The sequence below is a fragment of the Micromonospora lacuserhaii genome (assembly GCF_036902735.1).
Classification (GTDB): domain Bacteria; phylum Actinomycetota; class Actinomycetes; order Mycobacteriales; family Micromonosporaceae; genus Micromonospora.
The window spans coordinates 104,003-120,072 of the sequence record NZ_JBAKHO010000008.1 but is presented as its reverse complement, the minus strand read 5'-3'; the positions used below and the strand labels follow the sequence as shown (position 1 = coordinate 120,072).

At 75.1% G+C, this 16,070-nt stretch carries 9 protein-coding genes; 5 read left to right on the top strand and 4 right to left on the bottom strand.

Features of this window, described 5'->3' with window-relative positions:
* The first annotated feature begins 33 nt into the window (after positions 1-33).
* Positions 34-831, top strand: a complete 798-nt coding sequence (locus V6U81_RS08250) for an SGNH/GDSL hydrolase family protein (RefSeq protein WP_334486199.1) — start codon at positions 34-36, stop codon at positions 829-831.
* A 54-nt stretch (positions 832-885) separates the two neighbouring features.
* Here V6U81_RS08250 and V6U81_RS08245 read toward each other — a convergent pair whose 3' ends face one another.
* On the bottom strand, positions 886-2,310 hold the full coding sequence (locus tag V6U81_RS08245; RefSeq protein WP_334486197.1) for an alkaline phosphatase PhoX: 1,425 nt from the start codon (positions 2,308-2,310) through the stop codon (positions 886-888).
* Between the two features lie 117 nt (positions 2,311-2,427).
* Between V6U81_RS08245 and V6U81_RS08240 the strand changes: the two genes are divergently transcribed.
* From V6U81_RS08240 to V6U81_RS08230, 3 genes are all read left to right on the top strand, one after another.
* Entirely contained in the window at positions 2,428-5,037 is a 2,610-nt protein-coding gene (locus tag V6U81_RS08240) for an FtsK/SpoIIIE domain-containing protein (RefSeq protein ID WP_420883993.1), read from the top strand.
* Entirely contained in the window at positions 5,038-5,679 is a 642-nt protein-coding gene (locus tag V6U81_RS08235) for a hypothetical protein (protein ID WP_334486192.1), read from the top strand. It abuts the gene before it with no gap.
* Positions 5,680-5,790: 111 nt separating this feature from the next.
* Positions 5,791-6,054, top strand: coding sequence for a DUF6244 family protein (locus V6U81_RS08230; RefSeq protein ID WP_334486190.1), 264 nt, complete (start codon positions 5,791-5,793; stop codon positions 6,052-6,054).
* Positions 6,055-6,408: 354 nt separating this feature from the next.
* Here the strand turns inward: V6U81_RS08230 and V6U81_RS08225 are convergent, their stop codons facing one another.
* The gene (locus V6U81_RS08225) at positions 6,409-7,767 is read right to left on the bottom strand and encodes a pentapeptide repeat-containing protein (RefSeq protein ID WP_334486188.1); all 1,359 of its coding nucleotides are present in this window, start codon (positions 7,765-7,767) and stop codon (positions 6,409-6,411) included.
* Between the two features lie 252 nt (positions 7,768-8,019).
* On the opposite strand from V6U81_RS08225, the gene V6U81_RS08220 reads away from it, so the two are divergent.
* Positions 8,020-8,838 carry a lipase family alpha/beta hydrolase gene (locus V6U81_RS08220; RefSeq protein WP_334486186.1) on the top strand — a complete coding sequence of 273 codons (819 nt, stop codon included), beginning with the start codon at positions 8,020-8,022 and terminating at the stop codon, positions 8,836-8,838.
* Between the two features lie 55 nt (positions 8,839-8,893).
* On the opposite strand, the gene V6U81_RS08215 is transcribed toward V6U81_RS08220, so the two are convergent.
* Together V6U81_RS08215 and V6U81_RS08210 are read right to left on the bottom strand one after the other, a co-directional pair.
* The gene (locus V6U81_RS08215) at positions 8,894-9,760 is read right to left on the bottom strand and encodes an aldo/keto reductase (protein WP_334486184.1); all 867 of its coding nucleotides are present in this window, start codon (positions 9,758-9,760) and stop codon (positions 8,894-8,896) included.
* Between the two features lie 116 nt (positions 9,761-9,876).
* A complete protein-coding gene (locus V6U81_RS08210; protein ID WP_334486182.1) occupies positions 9,877-16,047 on the bottom strand; it encodes a PAS domain S-box protein in 6,171 nt (2,056 codons plus the stop codon).
* Positions 16,048-16,070 lie beyond the last annotated feature (23 nt).

Below are 16,070 nucleotides of genomic sequence, written 5' to 3'. Positions count from 1 at the left end.
GATCCACCACCCCTGCACCGTGGAGGTCCCGCCATGCCCCACCGCGCCCTGGCCCGCGCCGTCACCGCGCTGGCCGCCCTGCTCGCCACCGTCCTCGGCGTCGTGCTCTCCCCCGGCACCGCCCAGGCGGCCACCGTCAACTACGTCGCCCTCGGCGACTCCTACTCCTCCGGCGTCGGCGCCGGCCCGTACGACCTCTCCGGCTGCCTGCGCAGCCAGAAGTCGTACGCGCCGCTCTGGGCCGCCGCCCACGCGGTGACCAGCTTCCGATTCCCGGCCTGCGGTGGCGCCGTCACCTCGGACGTGATCAACAGCCAGGTGAACTCGCTGAGCACCAGCACCACGCTGGTCACCATCACCATCGGGGGCAACGACGCCGGCTTCGCCGACGTCATCACCAGCTGCCGGTTCGGCAGCACCACCACCTGCGTCAACGCCGTCAACGAGGCAAAGGCCTTCGCCACCGCCACGCTGCCCGGCCGGCTCGACGCGACCTACGCCGCCATCCGCAGCCGGGCCCCGAACGCCCGGCTGGTGGTGCTCGGCTACCCGCGGCTGTTCGAGACGAACTACTGCGGCTGGCTGGCGATGAGCACCTACAAGCGCACCATCCTCAACGAGGCGGCCGACGTGCTCGCCGCGATCACCGCCAACCGGGCCGGCGCGGCCGGCGCCACCTTCGCCGACGCCCGGCCGACCTTCGCCGGGCACGGCGTCTGCGCCGCCGACCCGTGGATCCGCGACGTCAGCGGCGTCATCGAGGCGTACCACCCGGACGCCGACGGCTACCGGTACGGCTACCTGCCGGCGCTGACCGCGGTGCTCGGCTGAACACGCCGACGGCCGGCGACCTCCCCAGGGGATCGCCGGCCGTCGGACGTCGGGTCAGGACCGGTCGGCGGACGGGTCCGCGTCGCTCGGCCGTCGCCACGGCCCGCTGATCGCGAAGACGTAACCGGGGCTCTGGATGTTGGCGAACAGGATCTTCCCGTCGGCGCTGAACGTCGGGCCGGTGAACTCGCTGTCGTTGAGCTCGTTGCGGGCCAGCGGGTACGCCTTGCCCTGCGCGGTCACCCCCACCAGGTGGGACAGGCCCTCGCCGTCCTCGGCCAGGATCACCCCGCCGTACGGCGACACGGTGATGTTGTCCGGGCCGTCGTAGTCGCCCTCGGCCGACGGGTCCGGGTTCACCCCGAAGATGGTCTTCAGGGTGACCGTCTGCGAGCGCGGGTCGTAGAACCAGACCTGGCCGTCGTGCTCGTTGACGCTGCCGTCGTCGTGCCGGGCGAAGCTGGCCACGAAGTACGCGCCGCCGTCGGCCCACCAGGCGCCCTCCAGCTTGCGGCTGCGGGTGACCTGCTCGTCGGTGAACTGCTTGCGCACCGAGACGGTCTTCGCGTCCCGGTCCGGCACGTCCACCCACTCCACCTTGTACCGGGTGCCCGGCGTGGTGGCCTCGGAAAGGTCGGCGACGTGCCGGCTGCCCTGGAAGCAGTTCATCGCCTGCAGCTCACCGGCGGTGTCGCCGTCCGGGCGCACGGCAAGGGCGCGCAGCGCGCCCTTGCCGCCCCGGAAGCCACTCGGCGGGGTCCACCGCAAGTACAGGCCGTTCGGGCCGCCGGCGTCCTCGGTCAGGAAGATCGAGTGGGTGTACGGGTCGACCGCCACCGCCTCGTGCGCGTAGCGGCCGAGGTACTTCAGCGGCACCGGGTCGAGGTTCTGCTCCCGGTCGTGCGGGTCGACCTCGAAGACGTACCCGTGGTCCCTGAGGTACTTGCCGCCGGCCCGCTGCTCGGTCTCCTCGCAGGTCAGCCAGGTGCCCCACGGGGTGATGCCGCCGGCGCAGTTGTTGTGGGTGCCGGCCACGCTGACGTACTCGCGCAGCCGCCGGCCCGCGCCGTCCACCTCGATGGTGGTGGTGCCGCCCCGGGCGCCCGGGTCGTAGGTCAGACCGGCCACCGCGGGCACGCCGAACGGCTCGCTGCCGCCGATCTCGTGGTTGTTGACCAGCACCGAGCCGGTCGGAGAGCGGAAGCAGCCGGTGCCGTCCGCGTCGCTCGGGGTGGGCTGGCCGCTCTCCAGCAGGGTCACCCCGGCCTGCGCGACGATCGTGTACGAGAAGCCCGGGGGCAGCGCCAGCAGGCCGGCCGGGTCCGGCACCAGCTCGCCGTAGCCGACGGCCGGGCGGACGGCGGCCCGAGCCGCCGCCGGACCGGCGATCGCCTCCAGGTTGCCGGCCACCACGATGCCGAGGCCGCCGGCTGCGCCGCCGCGCAGCAGGTTGCGGCGGGAAATGGGGGAGGAGGTCACGTGGTCACCTTCCAGATGGTCATCTTGTCGTCCGCCGTCAGGCAATCCGGGCCGGGGGAACAGCGCCCGGCCGGGCGAACTGCCGGCAGGTGAACATCGGGCCAACGGTCCCCGCCGATGGCTTCGTGCGCCGCCGGCCGGGCTCCGTTAGGGTTCCCCTCGACCAGGCGGACGTCGGTGGGGGAGCAGAGGGTGGGCAGGCTCGCGTCGGCGTACGGACAGGCGGTCACGGCGCACCGGCAGGCCCGGGAACGGTGGGCGGCGGCCCGCGCCCTGCTCGACCGGCTGGCGGGCCAGCCCGTGCCCGAGCGCACCGCCGACCTGGTGGCCCGGCTGGACCGGCTCGCCGGGGACCTGGCCGCCCCGACCAACGCCACGAGCACCCTCGGCGGGCCCGCCCCGGTACGGATCGGCGAGGCGTCCACCGTCGACGGTCGTTTCCCGCTGCTGCTGCCACTGGGCGCCGGCGGGCACCTCGCGATCAGCACCGACGCCCGTGACCCCCGGGTGGCGGTGCTGCTGCGGGTGCTGGTGCTGCGGCTGCTGGCCACCGCCGCGCCGGGCGCGGTCCGGGTGGTCGGCATCGACCCCGCCGCGCTGGGCGCCACCTTCCTGCCGCTGCGACCGCTGCGCGACGCCGGGCTGCTCGACGCGCCCGCCGTCACCGAGGCCGAGATCGACGTGCTGCTCGGCGCGGCCGAGACACACGCCCGCGCTGCCCAGCACGCCGGCCCCGGCGAGGGCGGTCTGCTGCTCGTGGTGGCCGCGTCCGCACCGGGCCCGCGCCAGCTCGCCCGGCTGGCCGCGCTCACCCACGCCGGGCCGGCCGCCGCGGTCTGCGTGCTGCTCGCCGGGCACCCGGCCGCGCTGCCCGGGCAGGCGCCGCCGCCGCTGGGCGCCACCACGACGCTCCGCCTCGACGAGCGGTACGCCTGGGTCGGTGACCCGCCCGGGCACCCGTTCAGCGCCGACGGCACCGGGCTGGCCGTACCGGTGCTGCTCGACGGCGACCCACCGGCGTCGGCGGTCCGCGCGCTCGCCGCGCGACTCGGCGCGGCCGTACGCGCCGACGAGGCGCTGCACGTCGCGGACCTGCTGCCCGAGCGGCGCTGGACGGACTCCGCGCGGACCGGGCTGCGGACGGTCGTCGGCCGGGCCGGGCGGGCGCCGGTCACCCTCGCCTTCGACGACGCCACCCCGCACTGGCTGGTCGGCGGGCGCACCGGCGCCGGCAAGACCGTCTTCCTGATCGACGTCCTCTACGGTCTGGCCGCCCGGTACTCCCCGGCCGAGCTGCGGCTCTACCTGCTCGACTTCAAGGAGGGCGTGAGCTTCACCGAGTTCGTGCCCACCGAACGGGACCCGTCCTTCCTGCCGCACGCCCGGGCGGTCGGCGTCGAGTCCGACCGCGAGTACGGCCTGGCCGTGCTCCGTGAGCTGCGCCGGGAGCTGAACCATCGGGCCGACGAGTTCAAGGCGCACGGCGTCACCAAGCTCGCCGACCTGCCGGCCGGGGAGGCGGCGCCCCGGATCGTCGCGGTGATCGACGAGTTCCAGGTGCTGCTCGCCGGCAACGACCGGGTGGCCCGGGAGGCCGTCGACCTGCTCGAGGAGCTGGCCCGCAAGGGCCGCTCGTACGGCGTACACCTGGTCCTGGCCAGCCAGAGCACCACCGGCGTGGAGGCTCTCTACGGCCGCGCCGAGTCGCTGTTCGGGCAGTTCGCGCTTCGGGTGGCGCTGCCCGGCGGCGGGGCCGTGCTCGGCCCCCGCGGCGAGGCCGCCGCGGCGACCGCCCTCGGCTCCGCGGTGGTCAACACCGCCGCGGGCGCGGCCGGCGCGGACACCCTGGTCCGCTTCCCCGACGCGCACGCCGACGCCAGGCAGATCGCCCGGCTGCGCTACGAGCTGTGGGACGCCCGGCCGGACGACGTGCCGCCACCCGCGGTCTTCCGGGGGTACGCGGCGGCGCACCTGGAGGACGATCCGGCCGGCACGGCCCTGCACCCCGGCGGCCGGCGTCCCTCGGCGCTGGTCGGCCGGACCGTCGATGTGGACGGCACGCCCGCCCGGTTCGTCCTCGATGCCACGCCCGGCCGGCACCTGGGCGTGGTGGGCACCTCGACCACCGGCGCCCACGTGCTGCGCGCCGCCGCGCTGAGCCTGGCCCGCCAGCACCCCCCGGGCGACGTGGAGTTCGTCCTCGCCCCGCTGGTCGAGGCCGCCGACGCGCTCGCCGACGACACCGCCGCCGGGCTCAAGGCCGCCGGCCACCCGGTGACCCTGGTCGACGCGGCGGGGCTGCGGCAGCGGCTCGGCGAACTGGCCGCCGACACCGGGACCGTCGGCAAGACCTACCTGGTGGTCTTCGGGGTGGACGCGGTCGGCGCCGCGCTGGTCCGGACCGAGCCCGGCACCTTCCGCTCCGGTCACGACGACCTGCGGGCGCTGCTGCGGGAGGGGCCGGGCCGGGGGGTCCACCTGCTCGGCTGGTGGCGCGGACTGCGCCGGCTCGCCGACGACCTCGGCGGCTCGCAGAACCGCGACGACGTGGCCTGCCTGCTCGCGTTGAACGTGCCGGCCGGCGACCTGGGCCTGCACCTCGGGGTGACCGACCTCGCGTACACCCCGCGCGCCGACCGCGCGCTGCTGGTGGACCGGCACGCCCAGCGGACCGCGCTGATCGTGCCGTTCACCCGGCCGGGACACCGGTACGAGGAGGAGGACTGAGTGGCCGGCTTCGACGAGTACGCCGCCGCGGTGCGCCAGCTCTCCGTCCAGGTACGCGAGGGGGAGCGGGGCGCCGCCGCCGAGGCGGAGCGCCGGCGGGGGATGTACGCCGCGGCCGACCAGCTCGGCCAGCGGCTTGCCGTGCAGGGCCAGCGCCTCGACCGGCTCGGCCAGGCGATCGGGGTGCCGGAGGCGCCCGCCCCTGACGGTCCGGTGGAGGCCGGGGCCGACCCGGGCGTGGTGCTGGAGGAGGCGCGGCGGCTAATCGAGGAGGCCGACCGGCAGACCCAGCAGGTGGAGGCGCTCGCCCAGCGTCCCGAACTGCTGCCCACCTGGTCACCGACGGCCCGGGCGGTGGCCGTCTACGTCGCGTGCGCGGCGGCCGGCGTGCTGCTCATGCTGGTCCTGGTGGTCGCCTCGGGCGTCGGGCTGGTCAGCGGCTTCACCCTGGGCGCCTGGGTGTGCGCCGGGTTGCCGGTGCTGTCGTTCGCCGCCGGCTGGCTCATCCTCGGGCGTTGGGGCCGGCCCGCGCTGGCCGCGGTGGAGCCGCCCCGGTTCGTGCCGCTCGGCTTCGTCATCTGCGTGGCCCTGGTGCCGACCGCCTACTGCGCCAGCCTGCTGCTGGTCCGCTTCCTGCGCTGACCCCTCCCGCCCGTCCACATCGGAGGCGAGGTGGGTTCGTCGACGCGGTGGTCGCTAGGCTCGGGCGAGGACCGTGGGCGGCACGGTCGGCGGGCGAGCAGGGGAGGGCGCGTGAGCGCAGCGCAGATCATCGCCAGGCTGGCGGCCGCGGCACAGAAGCTGGACGAGGCGAAGGCCAAGACGGCCGCCGCCGCGCAGGACGCGGCCGAGGCCCGGGAACTGGTCGCGGGCGCCCTCGAAGGCGTCGCCGCCGGGCCGCTGATCGGGATGCTGGACGCGTACCGGCAGGCGCTCGGTCAGGCGGCCCAGGGCGCCGGGCCGGCCAGCCAGCAGGTCCAGGAGACGATCGCGAAGGTGCAGGCGCTGGGGAGCTGACCTCGCGCCGACCGGTCAGCGGGCCCGCGCCCAGCCGAGAAACCGCTCGGTCAAGGTAGTCGTTCGAGCCGGGTCACGGTCGCCCCCGGCCAGGTGTGCGGGGCGTCCGGGATTGCCCGGGCCTGGTCGACCCGCGGGCGGCGGGCCAGCGTCGCGCGGCGGAGGCCCGACGGGGTTCCGGCACGCTACAAACTTGATGACGGCAACGAATCGCGCGCGACGGGCGGCGCTGATGCATTGACGTCATCAAGTCTGTAGGGGCCAAACCGACGTACCGGCCCCGCCAGCCAGGACCAGCGAGCCAGCAGATTCACGGGACGATCGCCAACGTGCGGGCGTTGGGGAGCTGACCGCTCACGGGTCGGTGAGCAGCAGCCAGTCGTCGTCGAGCCGGGTCACGGTCGTCCCCTCCGGCCAGGTGTGCGGCACGTTCGCGACCGCACGGGCCTGGTCGACCAGCGGGCGGCGGGCCAGGGTCGCCCCGTCGAAGCTCACCGAGCCGTGGAACCGGGCCCGACCGAAGTTCGCCGCCCCCTCGAAGCGGGCCCGTTCGAAGTACGCCTCCCCGCCGAACACGGTCCACCGGAACAGCGCCATGTCCGCGAACCGGGCCGTCCGGAACCCGGCGTAGCCGGCGAACTCGGTGTGCTCCATCGACAGCCCGCCGAGGAACACCGCGCCCCGGAAGCTGGTGCTGTCGCCGAAGCTGCTCGCGTCGAAGGTGACGGACCGGTGGAAGGTCGCGTCGCGCCACGACACCCGGTCGGTGAAGACGGCCCGTCGACAGTGGACCGGGCCACCCAGATCGGCGCCGTCGAAGCTGAGCGGACCGCTGACACGGGCATCGTCCAGCACGATCTCGGCGTCCCCGCGGACGCCGTCGAAGACCGCCCCCTCGCACGTCGCCCCGGCCAGCGACAGCCGGCCGCGCAGGGTGGCGCCGGCGAAGGTCGTACCGCCGGTGAGGACCGCGCCGGAGAGGTCCGCGTCGACCAGGGTGCAGCCGCCGGCGTCGAACCCGGTCAGCTCGGCCCCGGCGAGGTCCAGCCGGGCCTCCGGCCAGTACGCCGCGTCGTCCGCGCGCAGGTGCCGGCCGAGCACCCGCTGCGCGGTGCGCCGGACCTCCGTCTCCCGGGGTCCGTCGTCCGGCGCCGGCATCCGGAGGTACGCGCAGAGCACGGCCACGATCGTGGTCCGCTGCGCGGGATTGTCCTGCCCGAGCCGCTCCAGCGCGTAGAGCCCGCCGAGGCGCACGGCGGCGCTGTCGCTGCCGAGGAGTTCGACCGCCCGGGTGTAAAGGTCGGTCAGCCGGCGCTCGGCGGCGTCGTGCTCGGCCGCCGCGGCCTGCCGTTCCTGGTGCCGCTGGCCGATCCCGGCCACCGATTCGGCGTGCTCCTGCACCCGGTCCCGGTGCGCCTGGTCCTGGGCGGCCACCGTCTCCTGGTGCCGCTGGGCGCGTTCGCCGATCCACTGCCGACGGGCGGCGAGCAGCAACGCGAGCCCGCCGCCGGTGCCGGCCACCACCGTCAGGCCGGTGCGGATCGCGTCGATGCGCAACGCGGCCCGGGTGTCCGCCTGCGTCGCCCGGTCCGCCTCGCCGAGCAGCCAGTGCAGCACCAGCAGGCCGATCAGCACGGCCAGCAGCAGGCCGATCAGCACCGACCACCACGGCATCACCCGTAGCTGCCCGCCCCGGCCCTTCTCCTCGCGCACGGGCCACAGCATGCCATCCGGGCCGGGGGTGCGGGGGCCCGCGAATACGGAGCCGCCGAACCTCCCCTGTGGAGGGAGCGACGCCGCTGGTCCGATTGGCCGCTTTGTGCCCCCGGCGCGAGATCAGGTTACCGACGCGTAACTTCCCATTGACGAGTGTGAAACACGCCACGCATCATCGTCCCACCGATCGATCGGATCCCCCCGCCCGCCGTCCCGGGTTCCCGGGTACCTCCCACCGGAGGTGCAGCCATGCTGCTCCGCACGATCCTCGCTGCCACCACCCTCTCCGCCGCACTGCTCGTCCCGGCCACCGCCGCGGTGGCCGCCCCCGACCCCGCCGCCCCGGCCACCACCAGCGCCGGCACCGCCGCCGGTGTCGCCACGAGCGGCACCACCCTCGCCGCCGCGAACGCCAATCCCGTCATCGTCGTCGGGGGCCTGATTGGCATCTCCATCGCGTACGAGCCGATCGCCGCCCGGCTGCGCGCCGACGGCTTCCGGGTCTCCATCTACCAGTTGCCCGGCCTCGGCTTCGGCGACATCCGCGAGTCGGCACGGTCCCTCGCCGGCTACGTCGACCAGGTCCGCGCCGCCACCGGAGCGGCCAAGGTGGACCTGGTCACCCACTCCGAGGGTGGCCTGGTCTCCCGCTGGTACGTCAAGAACCTCGGCGGCACGGAAAAGGTCGCCCGCTACGTCAGCCTCGGCAGCCCGCAACAGGGCACCTACGTGGCCAACATCATCAACTTCCTCGGCCTCGGCAGCTGCGCCGGCATTGTCGCCTGCCAGCAGATGTCGATCGGCTCCGACCTGCTCACCGGCCTCAACGGCGGCGACGACACCCCGGGGGCGGTCCGCTGGACCACCGTGCGGACCTGGCAGGACGAACTGGTCCGTCCGGTCGGCAACGCCTCGCTCGCCGACGGCGCGACCAACGTGCTGATCCAGGGCTGGTGCCCGCTGCGGGTCGTCGGCCACCTCGGGCTGGTGCTCGACGGCACCACCTACAGCGTGGTCCGGCAGGTGCTCACCGACGCACCGATCCGCCCCAACTGCTTCGCGCTCTGAAAGTACGACGGCCGGCCGCCACCCACGGGTGACGGCCGGCCGGTCTGCCTGCGGGTCAGGCGGCCTTCGCCAGCGCCTCGAACTCGTCGTCGGTGAGCTGCACCTCGGCGGCGGCGACGTTCTCCTCCAGGTGGTCCACGGAGGACGTACCCGGGATGGGGAGCATGACCGGCGACCGGCGCAGCAGCCAGGCGAGCGCCAGCTGTGCGGGCGACGCGTCGTGGCCGGTGGAGATGGCGTCCAGCGGGCCGCCCGGCTTGGCCAGGTTGCCGGTGGCGATCGGGAACCAGGGGATGAACGCCAGGTCGTTGCGCTCGCAGTAGTCGAGGACGTCCTCGGCGCTGCGGTCGGCGAGGTTGTAGAGGTTCTGCACCGAGACGATCGGGGTGATCTTCCGGGCCGCCTCGATCTGCGCCACGGTCACCTCCGACAGCCCGATGTGCCGGATCTTGCCCTCCTGCTTGAGCAGCGCCAGCTCGCCGAGCTGATCCTCCAACGGCACCTTCTCGTCGATCCGGTGCAACTGGTACAGCCCGATCGACTCCAGGCCCAGGTGGCGCAGGCTCAGCTCGCACTGCTGGCGCAGGTACTCCGGGCGCCCGAGCGGCCGCCAGTCGCCCGGGCCGGAGCGGCTCAGGCCGGCCTTGGTCGCGATGACCAGGTCGTCGGCGTACGGGTGCAGCGCCTCCTTGATCAGCAGCTCGGAGACGAACGGGCCGTACGAGTCGGCGGTGTCGATGAACGTGACGCCGAGTTCGTACGCCCGGTGCAGCACCCGGACCGCCTCGGCCGGGTCCTTCGGGTCACCCCAGACGCCCGGGCCGGTGATCTGCATGGCCCCGTAGCCGAGCCGGTCGACCTGGAGGTCGCCGCCGATCCGGTAGGTGCCCGAGGCCTTCGCGGGCTGCGTGCTGGTTGCCATGAACCGGTCTCCGATCGTGTCCGCCGTCAGCGGCAAATCTAGCCACCGACGGCGAGGTTTTCCCGGAGATCGCCGGCTGCAACACCGGCGCGCCGATTGTGGGCGGGGACACCCGCTCAGCCGGCGTACCGGATCACCACCAGCGCCTGATCGTCGTCCGAACCGGAGAGCTTGCTCAGGAGCGCGTCGGCGATCGCCTCCACCGGCTGGTCCCGCACCCCCACGATCACCTCGTGCAGCGTCGCCACCCCCGCGTCGTACGACTGGTCGCGCCGCTCCACCAACCCGTCGGTGTACGCCACCAGCAGGTCACCCGGGCCGAACCGCACCGTGGTCAGCGGCACCGGCTCCCGGACCAGCCCCAGCGGCAGCGCGGTGGCGGTGGCCACCGTCTCCGGCGCCCGCCCGGAACGCAGCAGCACCGGGTGCGGATGCCCCACCCGGGCGACGGTGACCTCGCCCGCGGCCGGGTCGAGGACCATCGCCAGGCTGGTGCCGAGGAAGCCCGCCCCCAGCAGCTCGGTCAGCCGGGGGAACACCTCGGCCAGCGGCACGCCCGTGCGGATCAGCGTGTTCACCACCGTACGCAGCTGCGCCATGTCGGCGGCCGCCTCCACCTGGTGGCCCACCACGTCCCCGACCACCACCGCGAGCCGGCCGCCGTCCAGGGCGATCAGGTCGTACCAGTCGCCGCCCAGGTGCAGGCCGCTCATCGCCGGCTGGTAGCGGGTGGCGATCTCCAGCCCCGCCGGCACCGGCGCCGACGACGTCCGCAACCGCCCGGCCAGCCGGGTCACCAGGTTGTGCTCGGCCGCCGCCAACCGGACCCGCTCCAGGGTCTGCTCGCACAGGTCGGCGATGGTGTCCAACAGCGCCAGGTCGCCCTCGCGCAGCGGATGCGCCCGCGGCCAGCCGAATCCCAGCGCCGCGATCGGCCGGCGCTGGGCGTCGAACAGCGGCACCGCCACGGTCGTCGTCATGCCGTGCGCGCCCACCGGGTCGGGCAGGCCGGGGAAGCGCGCGGCGAAGGCCGCCCGGTCGGGCAGGATGATCCGTTCGCCGGTGCGCAGCGCCCGGGCGATCGGCCGCGGATCGTCGATGGTCAGGTCGGCGAAGCTCGCCGCCAGCGCGTGCGGCACCGCGTTGTGCCAGAGCCGGACCCGCCGCCCCTCGTCCCGCATCGCCAGCCCCGGCAGCGCGGCCCCCAGCGCGACCGGCGCCGCGTCGAGGATCACGTCGATCGCCTCGGCGGTGGAGCGGGTCATGCTCAACCGGGCCGCGAAGTCGGCCATCGCCTGCGCCGCACCGGCCAGCTCGGCCCGTTGCAACGCCTCGCTGCACAGGCCGGCCACCGCGTCCAGCAGGGTGCGCCGCGGCTCGTCGTCGGCCACCGGCCGCTCCCAGCGCACCTCCAGCGCGCCCAGCACCCCGCCGTCGCCGTAGCGCAGGGGCAGGCAGACGCCCGCGTCGCCGGCCAGCGGCACGGTCACGTTGTCGCACATCGCCCGGGCCAGCGGCACGTCCGCGGTGACCGGCAGCCGCTGCGGCCCGTCGCCGCCGGCCACGGCCAGCTCCGGCGAGCCCGGCGGGGCGACCGCCACCCGCACCGCGGACGCCCCCACCACCGACGGCACCGTGCGGATGATCACGTCGACGATCGCGGCCCGCCCCCGCGCGGCGCTGAGCGACCCGGCGAGCCGGGCCAGCCACTCGGCCTGGCGCAGCGCCCGCTGCCGGTCGCTGATGTCCCGGGCCACCGTGGCGACGAACGCGGTGGTGTCCCGGCCGTCGCCGGTGGTGACGGTGAACGTCTGGTGGTCCACGTCCAGCGGCGTGCCGGTGTCCAGCCGGACCAGCCGGCTCTCCGCCCGGTGGTGCCCCTCGCGCAGCGCGGTGGGGATCAGCTCCCGCCGCCACACCTCGCGTACGTCCGGCGCGGCGAAGTCGAGCAGGCGCAGGTCGCCCAGGGCGGCGTCGTGGGCCAGGCCGACGAACTCCCGGCCGGCGGGGTTCACGTAGACGGTCCGGCCGTCCGGGGCGGCCACCGCGATGAAGTCACCGGACCGCTCCACCAGCGCCTGGAACAGCCGCAGCTCCGCCTGGGTGGCCCGCTCCGCGCTGAGGTCCGACGCGTACGCCAGCCAGCGCAACGGCTGGCGCTCCAGGGCGACCACCCCGATCTGCACCGGCACCCGGTGCCCGTCGGCGTGCCGGTACTCCTTGTCGTACGTGCGGGCCCGACCGGCGGCGCGCAGCTCGGACAGCGCCCGGGCATCCGCCTCCTCCCAGCCCGGCGGAGTCAGCTCCGGCCACCTCAGCCGGCCCTCGGTGATGTCCCGGCGGGTGTAGCCGAGCATCTCCAGGAAGGCCTCGTTGGCCTCGGTGATGCGGTCCTCCTCGCCGCCGAAGACGGCCAGCACGTCGGTGGCCGCCAGCCGCTCGTGGCGGGCCCGCTCGGCGCCGAGCGCCTCCAGCAGCCGGGTGCGCTCGGTGACGTCGACGACGGTGCAGCCCAACCCGACCAGCTCGTCGGTGCCGGCGATCCGGATCGGGAAGTAGCTGGCCACGAGGTGCCGCCGCGCCACCCCGGCCTCCTCCGGCTCGGCGGTGAACTCCACCCCGACGATCGGGCCGTGCTCCAGCGCCTGGCGCATCAGCTCCTCGATTCCCGGCCCGTACGCCGCGAGCGCCTCACTCGGCCGCCGGCCGAGATGGGCCTCGGCCGGCAGCCCGTTGATCCGGGCCAGCTCCGGATTCACCTGGAGGTAGCGCAGGTCCGTGTCGACCAGCCCGACGCCGACCGGGGCGCCGTCGAGCAGGGCCCGGCTGATCGCCGCGACGCGTCGGGCCGCCCCCTCGGCGACCACCCGGCCCTCGATGTCGTAGATGGTGCCGATCCACTCGGTGATCGCGCCGGTCGGGTCGCGCAGGCTGGCCGCCCGGACGGCGAAGTGCCGGTAGCCGCCGCTCGCGGCGTGCCAGAGCCGCCCCTCCGCCTCGTACAGCGGCGCCCGGGTGTCCAGCGCCTCGCGCCAGGCCGCCTCGATCCTCGGCCGGTCCTCCGGGTGCAGGGCGGTGCCCCACCCCGCGTCCCGGTACTGCTCCCACCGCTGCCCGGTGAACGCCTCCCAGGACGGCTGGCGCTCGACCATCGCGCCGGTCGCGTCGGCGGTCCAGACCACCGCCGTGGACGCCTCCACCAGGGTGCGGAAGCGCTGGTCGGACTGCTGCTGGGCGGCGCGCGCCGCCGCCTCGGCCTGCCAGGCGCGCTCCCGCTCACCGGCCTCCCGGACCGCTTCGCGCAGCCGGACTACCACCGCGTCCTGCTGGTGCACCGCCTCCACCCGGCGCAGCGCCTGGCTGCCGGCCGCGGTGAGCAGCCCACCGAGCAGGTGCTCGTCCGCCGTCACCGCCCTGGGCCGGGGAAACGCCACCCAGACCCGCCACTCCCGGGCCGGGGTGCTCAACCGGCCGGCCACGCCCGGCACCTCGCCACGGGCGGGCGGCTCGTCGCCGCGCGCCGCGGCCAGCCGTCCGGCGACCGCCGGGTCCAGCTCCGCGACGGGGACCGGCCCCTGCGCCGTGTACGCCCGCGCCGGCTCGTCCGTCCGGGTCAGGTACGCCGTCCCGGCGAACGCCTCGCCGAGGGCCCGGGCGGTCAACGCCAGGATCTCGTCGGAGTCGGTGGCGCCGGCCAGCCGGTCGGTGACCGTGGCGGCGGACCGGTGCCGCTCCCGGACCAGGTGTTCCCCGGTGACGTCGCGGACCGTGCCGACCAGCAGGGTCCGGTCGTGTTCCGGGTCCGGCACGGCCGTCGCGGAGACCGACACCCAGTACAGCCGCCCGTCCGGGTGCTGGAACGGCACCTCGTACGCCCCGGCGTGCTCGTCGAGCAGGTGCACCAGCGCCTCGTCGAGCAGTTGCCGTTCGCGCGGGTGGGCGACCGGGTCCGGCCACCACGGGTACGGCGGCAGGTAGGGCGCCTGCTCCGGCCCGTACCCGGTGAGCTCGGCGAAGGTCTGGTCGACCTGGAAGATGGCGGCGTTCTCGTCGGCGACCCAGACGCCGTCGGTGATCGACCTGACCACCTGGGTGGCCCAGGCGCCCCGGCGCAGCCGGTCCCGGGCGCGCTCCAGGTTGGCCCGTACCCGGGCCAGCAGCTCCCGGCTGGAGAAGGGCTTGACCAGGTAGTCGTCCGCGCCGGCGGTCAGCCCCTCGGCGGCCGCCTCGGGACCGGCCCGGGCCGAGAGCAGCACCACCGGCAGATGCGAGGTGGCCGGCTCGGCGCGTACCGCGGCCAGCAGCCCGAACCCGTCGAGCAGCGGCATCATCACGTCGGCCAGGACCAGGTCCGGCGGGTCGGCGGCGATCAGCGCCAGGGCGGTCTGGCCGTCGGCGGCGGTCTGTACCCGGAACTGCCCGGCGAGCAGCCCGGTCACGTAGTCGCGCAGGTCGGCGTTGTCGTCCACCACCAGGATCCGCGGCGCGTCCGGCGGGCCGGTCACTGCGGTGCCGGCGGGTACGGCCGTCTCGGCCGCGAGCGCGGCGGACCGGTCGACCGGCGGCGCGGGTGCGGCGGAGGACGCCACCCGGCTCGCCCCCGCGCCGTACGGCAGCCGCACGTCGAAGGTCGAGCCGGTGCCTACTGTGCTGGACGCGCTGATCTCCCCGTCGTGGAGGTGCACCAGCTCGCGGATCAGTGCCAGCCCGATGCCGGTGCCCTCGGCCGACCGCCCGGTGGGGCCGCTGACCCGGTGGAACCGCTGGAACAGTCGGGGCAGCTGATCGGACGGGATGCCGACGCCGGTGTCGGTGACGCTCAGCCGGAACCAGCCGCCGTCGTCGGCGACCCGCAGCCGGATGCCACCCGACAGGGTCGCCTTGAGGGCGTTGGAGAGCAGGTTGAGGACGATCTTCTCCCACATCGTCCGGTCCAGGTACGCCGGCCGGGGCAGCCGCGGACAGTCCACCTCGAAGGTCAGGCCGGCGCGTTCGATGGCCGGTGCGAAGGAGGCGGCGATCTCCCGGGTCAACCGGGCCACGTCCACGGCCACCCGCTCCGGGACGAGCCGGCCGGCCTCGATCCGGGTGAAGTCCAGCACGCTGTCGACCAGCCGGCGCAGCCGGGCCGCGTTGCGGTCGGCCAGCTCCAGCCGGTGCCGGGTCTGCTGCGGCAGCGGCTCGGCCGGGTCGTCGAGCGCGTCGCGGACCGGGCCGGCGATCAGGGTCAGCGGGGTGCGCAGCTCGTGGCTGACGTTGGCGAAGAAGGCGGACTTCGCCGCGTCCAGCTCGGCCAGCGCCTCGGCCCGGCGGTGCTCCTCCTGATAGGCGCGCGCGCCGGCCAGCGCGGTGCCGATGTTCCCGGCCAGCAGGGTGAGGAAGGACAGGTACCCCTCGTCGACCGGCCGTCGCGGATCGATCCCGGCCGCCAGCACCGCGCTGGGCTCGCCGCCGCCGGGCTCCGGCACCGGCACCAGCGCCACCACCGGGGTGCCGGGGCGGGTCGGGTCGTCGCCCGGGGCGCGCGGCAGCAGCCGGGTCTTCCCGGTGGCGAGCACCTCCGCCAGCGGCCAGTCCCGCGCGACGGCCTCCGGCACCGGATCGCCGCCGGACGCGGCCAGCCATGGGCCGTCCGGCCCGGCCAGGTAGAGCCGGACCGACGGCAGCGCGGGGCTCTGCGCCAGGCTGTCGACCGTACGGTGGGCCACCTCCGCCGGGTCGACCGCGTCGACCAGGCTGGCGGCGAGGCCGCTGACGGCCCGCAGCCGGCGGTCGCTGATCACCCGTTCGGTGGTCTCGCTGACCGTGGCGAACACCCCGCCGGCCGCGCCCGACTCGTCGACGACCGGGCTGTAGGAGAAGGTGAAGTAGCACTCCTCGACGTAGCCGTTGCGGTCCAGCAGCATCAGCTCGTCCTGGTTCCAGGTGGCGCCCTCGCCGGCCAGCACACCGGTCAGCATCGGCCCGATGACGTCCCAGATCTCCGGCCAGACCGCCGCGCCGGGGCGGCCCAGGGCGTTCCGCTTCGACGCCCCGAGGATCGGCTGGAAGGCGTCGTTGTAGAGCATCACCAGCTCCGGACCCCACATCAGCAGGATGGGGAAGCGGGAGTGCAGGCAGATGGTGACGGCGGTGCGCAGGCTCTGCGGCCAGGAGTCGATCGGACCGAGGGGGGTGGTCGCCCAGTCGTGGTCGGCGATCCGCGCGCCCATCTCCCCACCGCTGGCGAAGACGTCCCGCCACCGGGAGCCGTCCGCCGGCGGGTGCCCGGCGGGGGAGTCCGTCACCTCGGAACCTCCGCTCGGCGGCT

Bases quoted from the DNA above. Each gene is read 5' to 3' on its own strand.
- V6U81_RS08250 (WP_334486199.1), top strand. From the start codon at position 34: ATGCCCCACCGCGCCCTGGCCCGCGCCGTCACCGCGCTGGCCGCCCTG.
- V6U81_RS08240 (WP_420883993.1), top strand. From the start codon at position 2,428: ATGGCTTCGTGCGCCGCCGGCCGGGCTCCGTTAGGGTTCCCCTCGACC.
- V6U81_RS08220 (WP_334486186.1), top strand. From the start codon at position 8,020: ATGCTGCTCCGCACGATCCTCGCTGCCACCACCCTCTCCGCCGCACTG.
- V6U81_RS08215 (WP_334486184.1), bottom strand. From the start codon at position 9,760: ATGGCAACCAGCACGCAGCCCGCGAAGGCCTCGGGCACCTACCGGATC.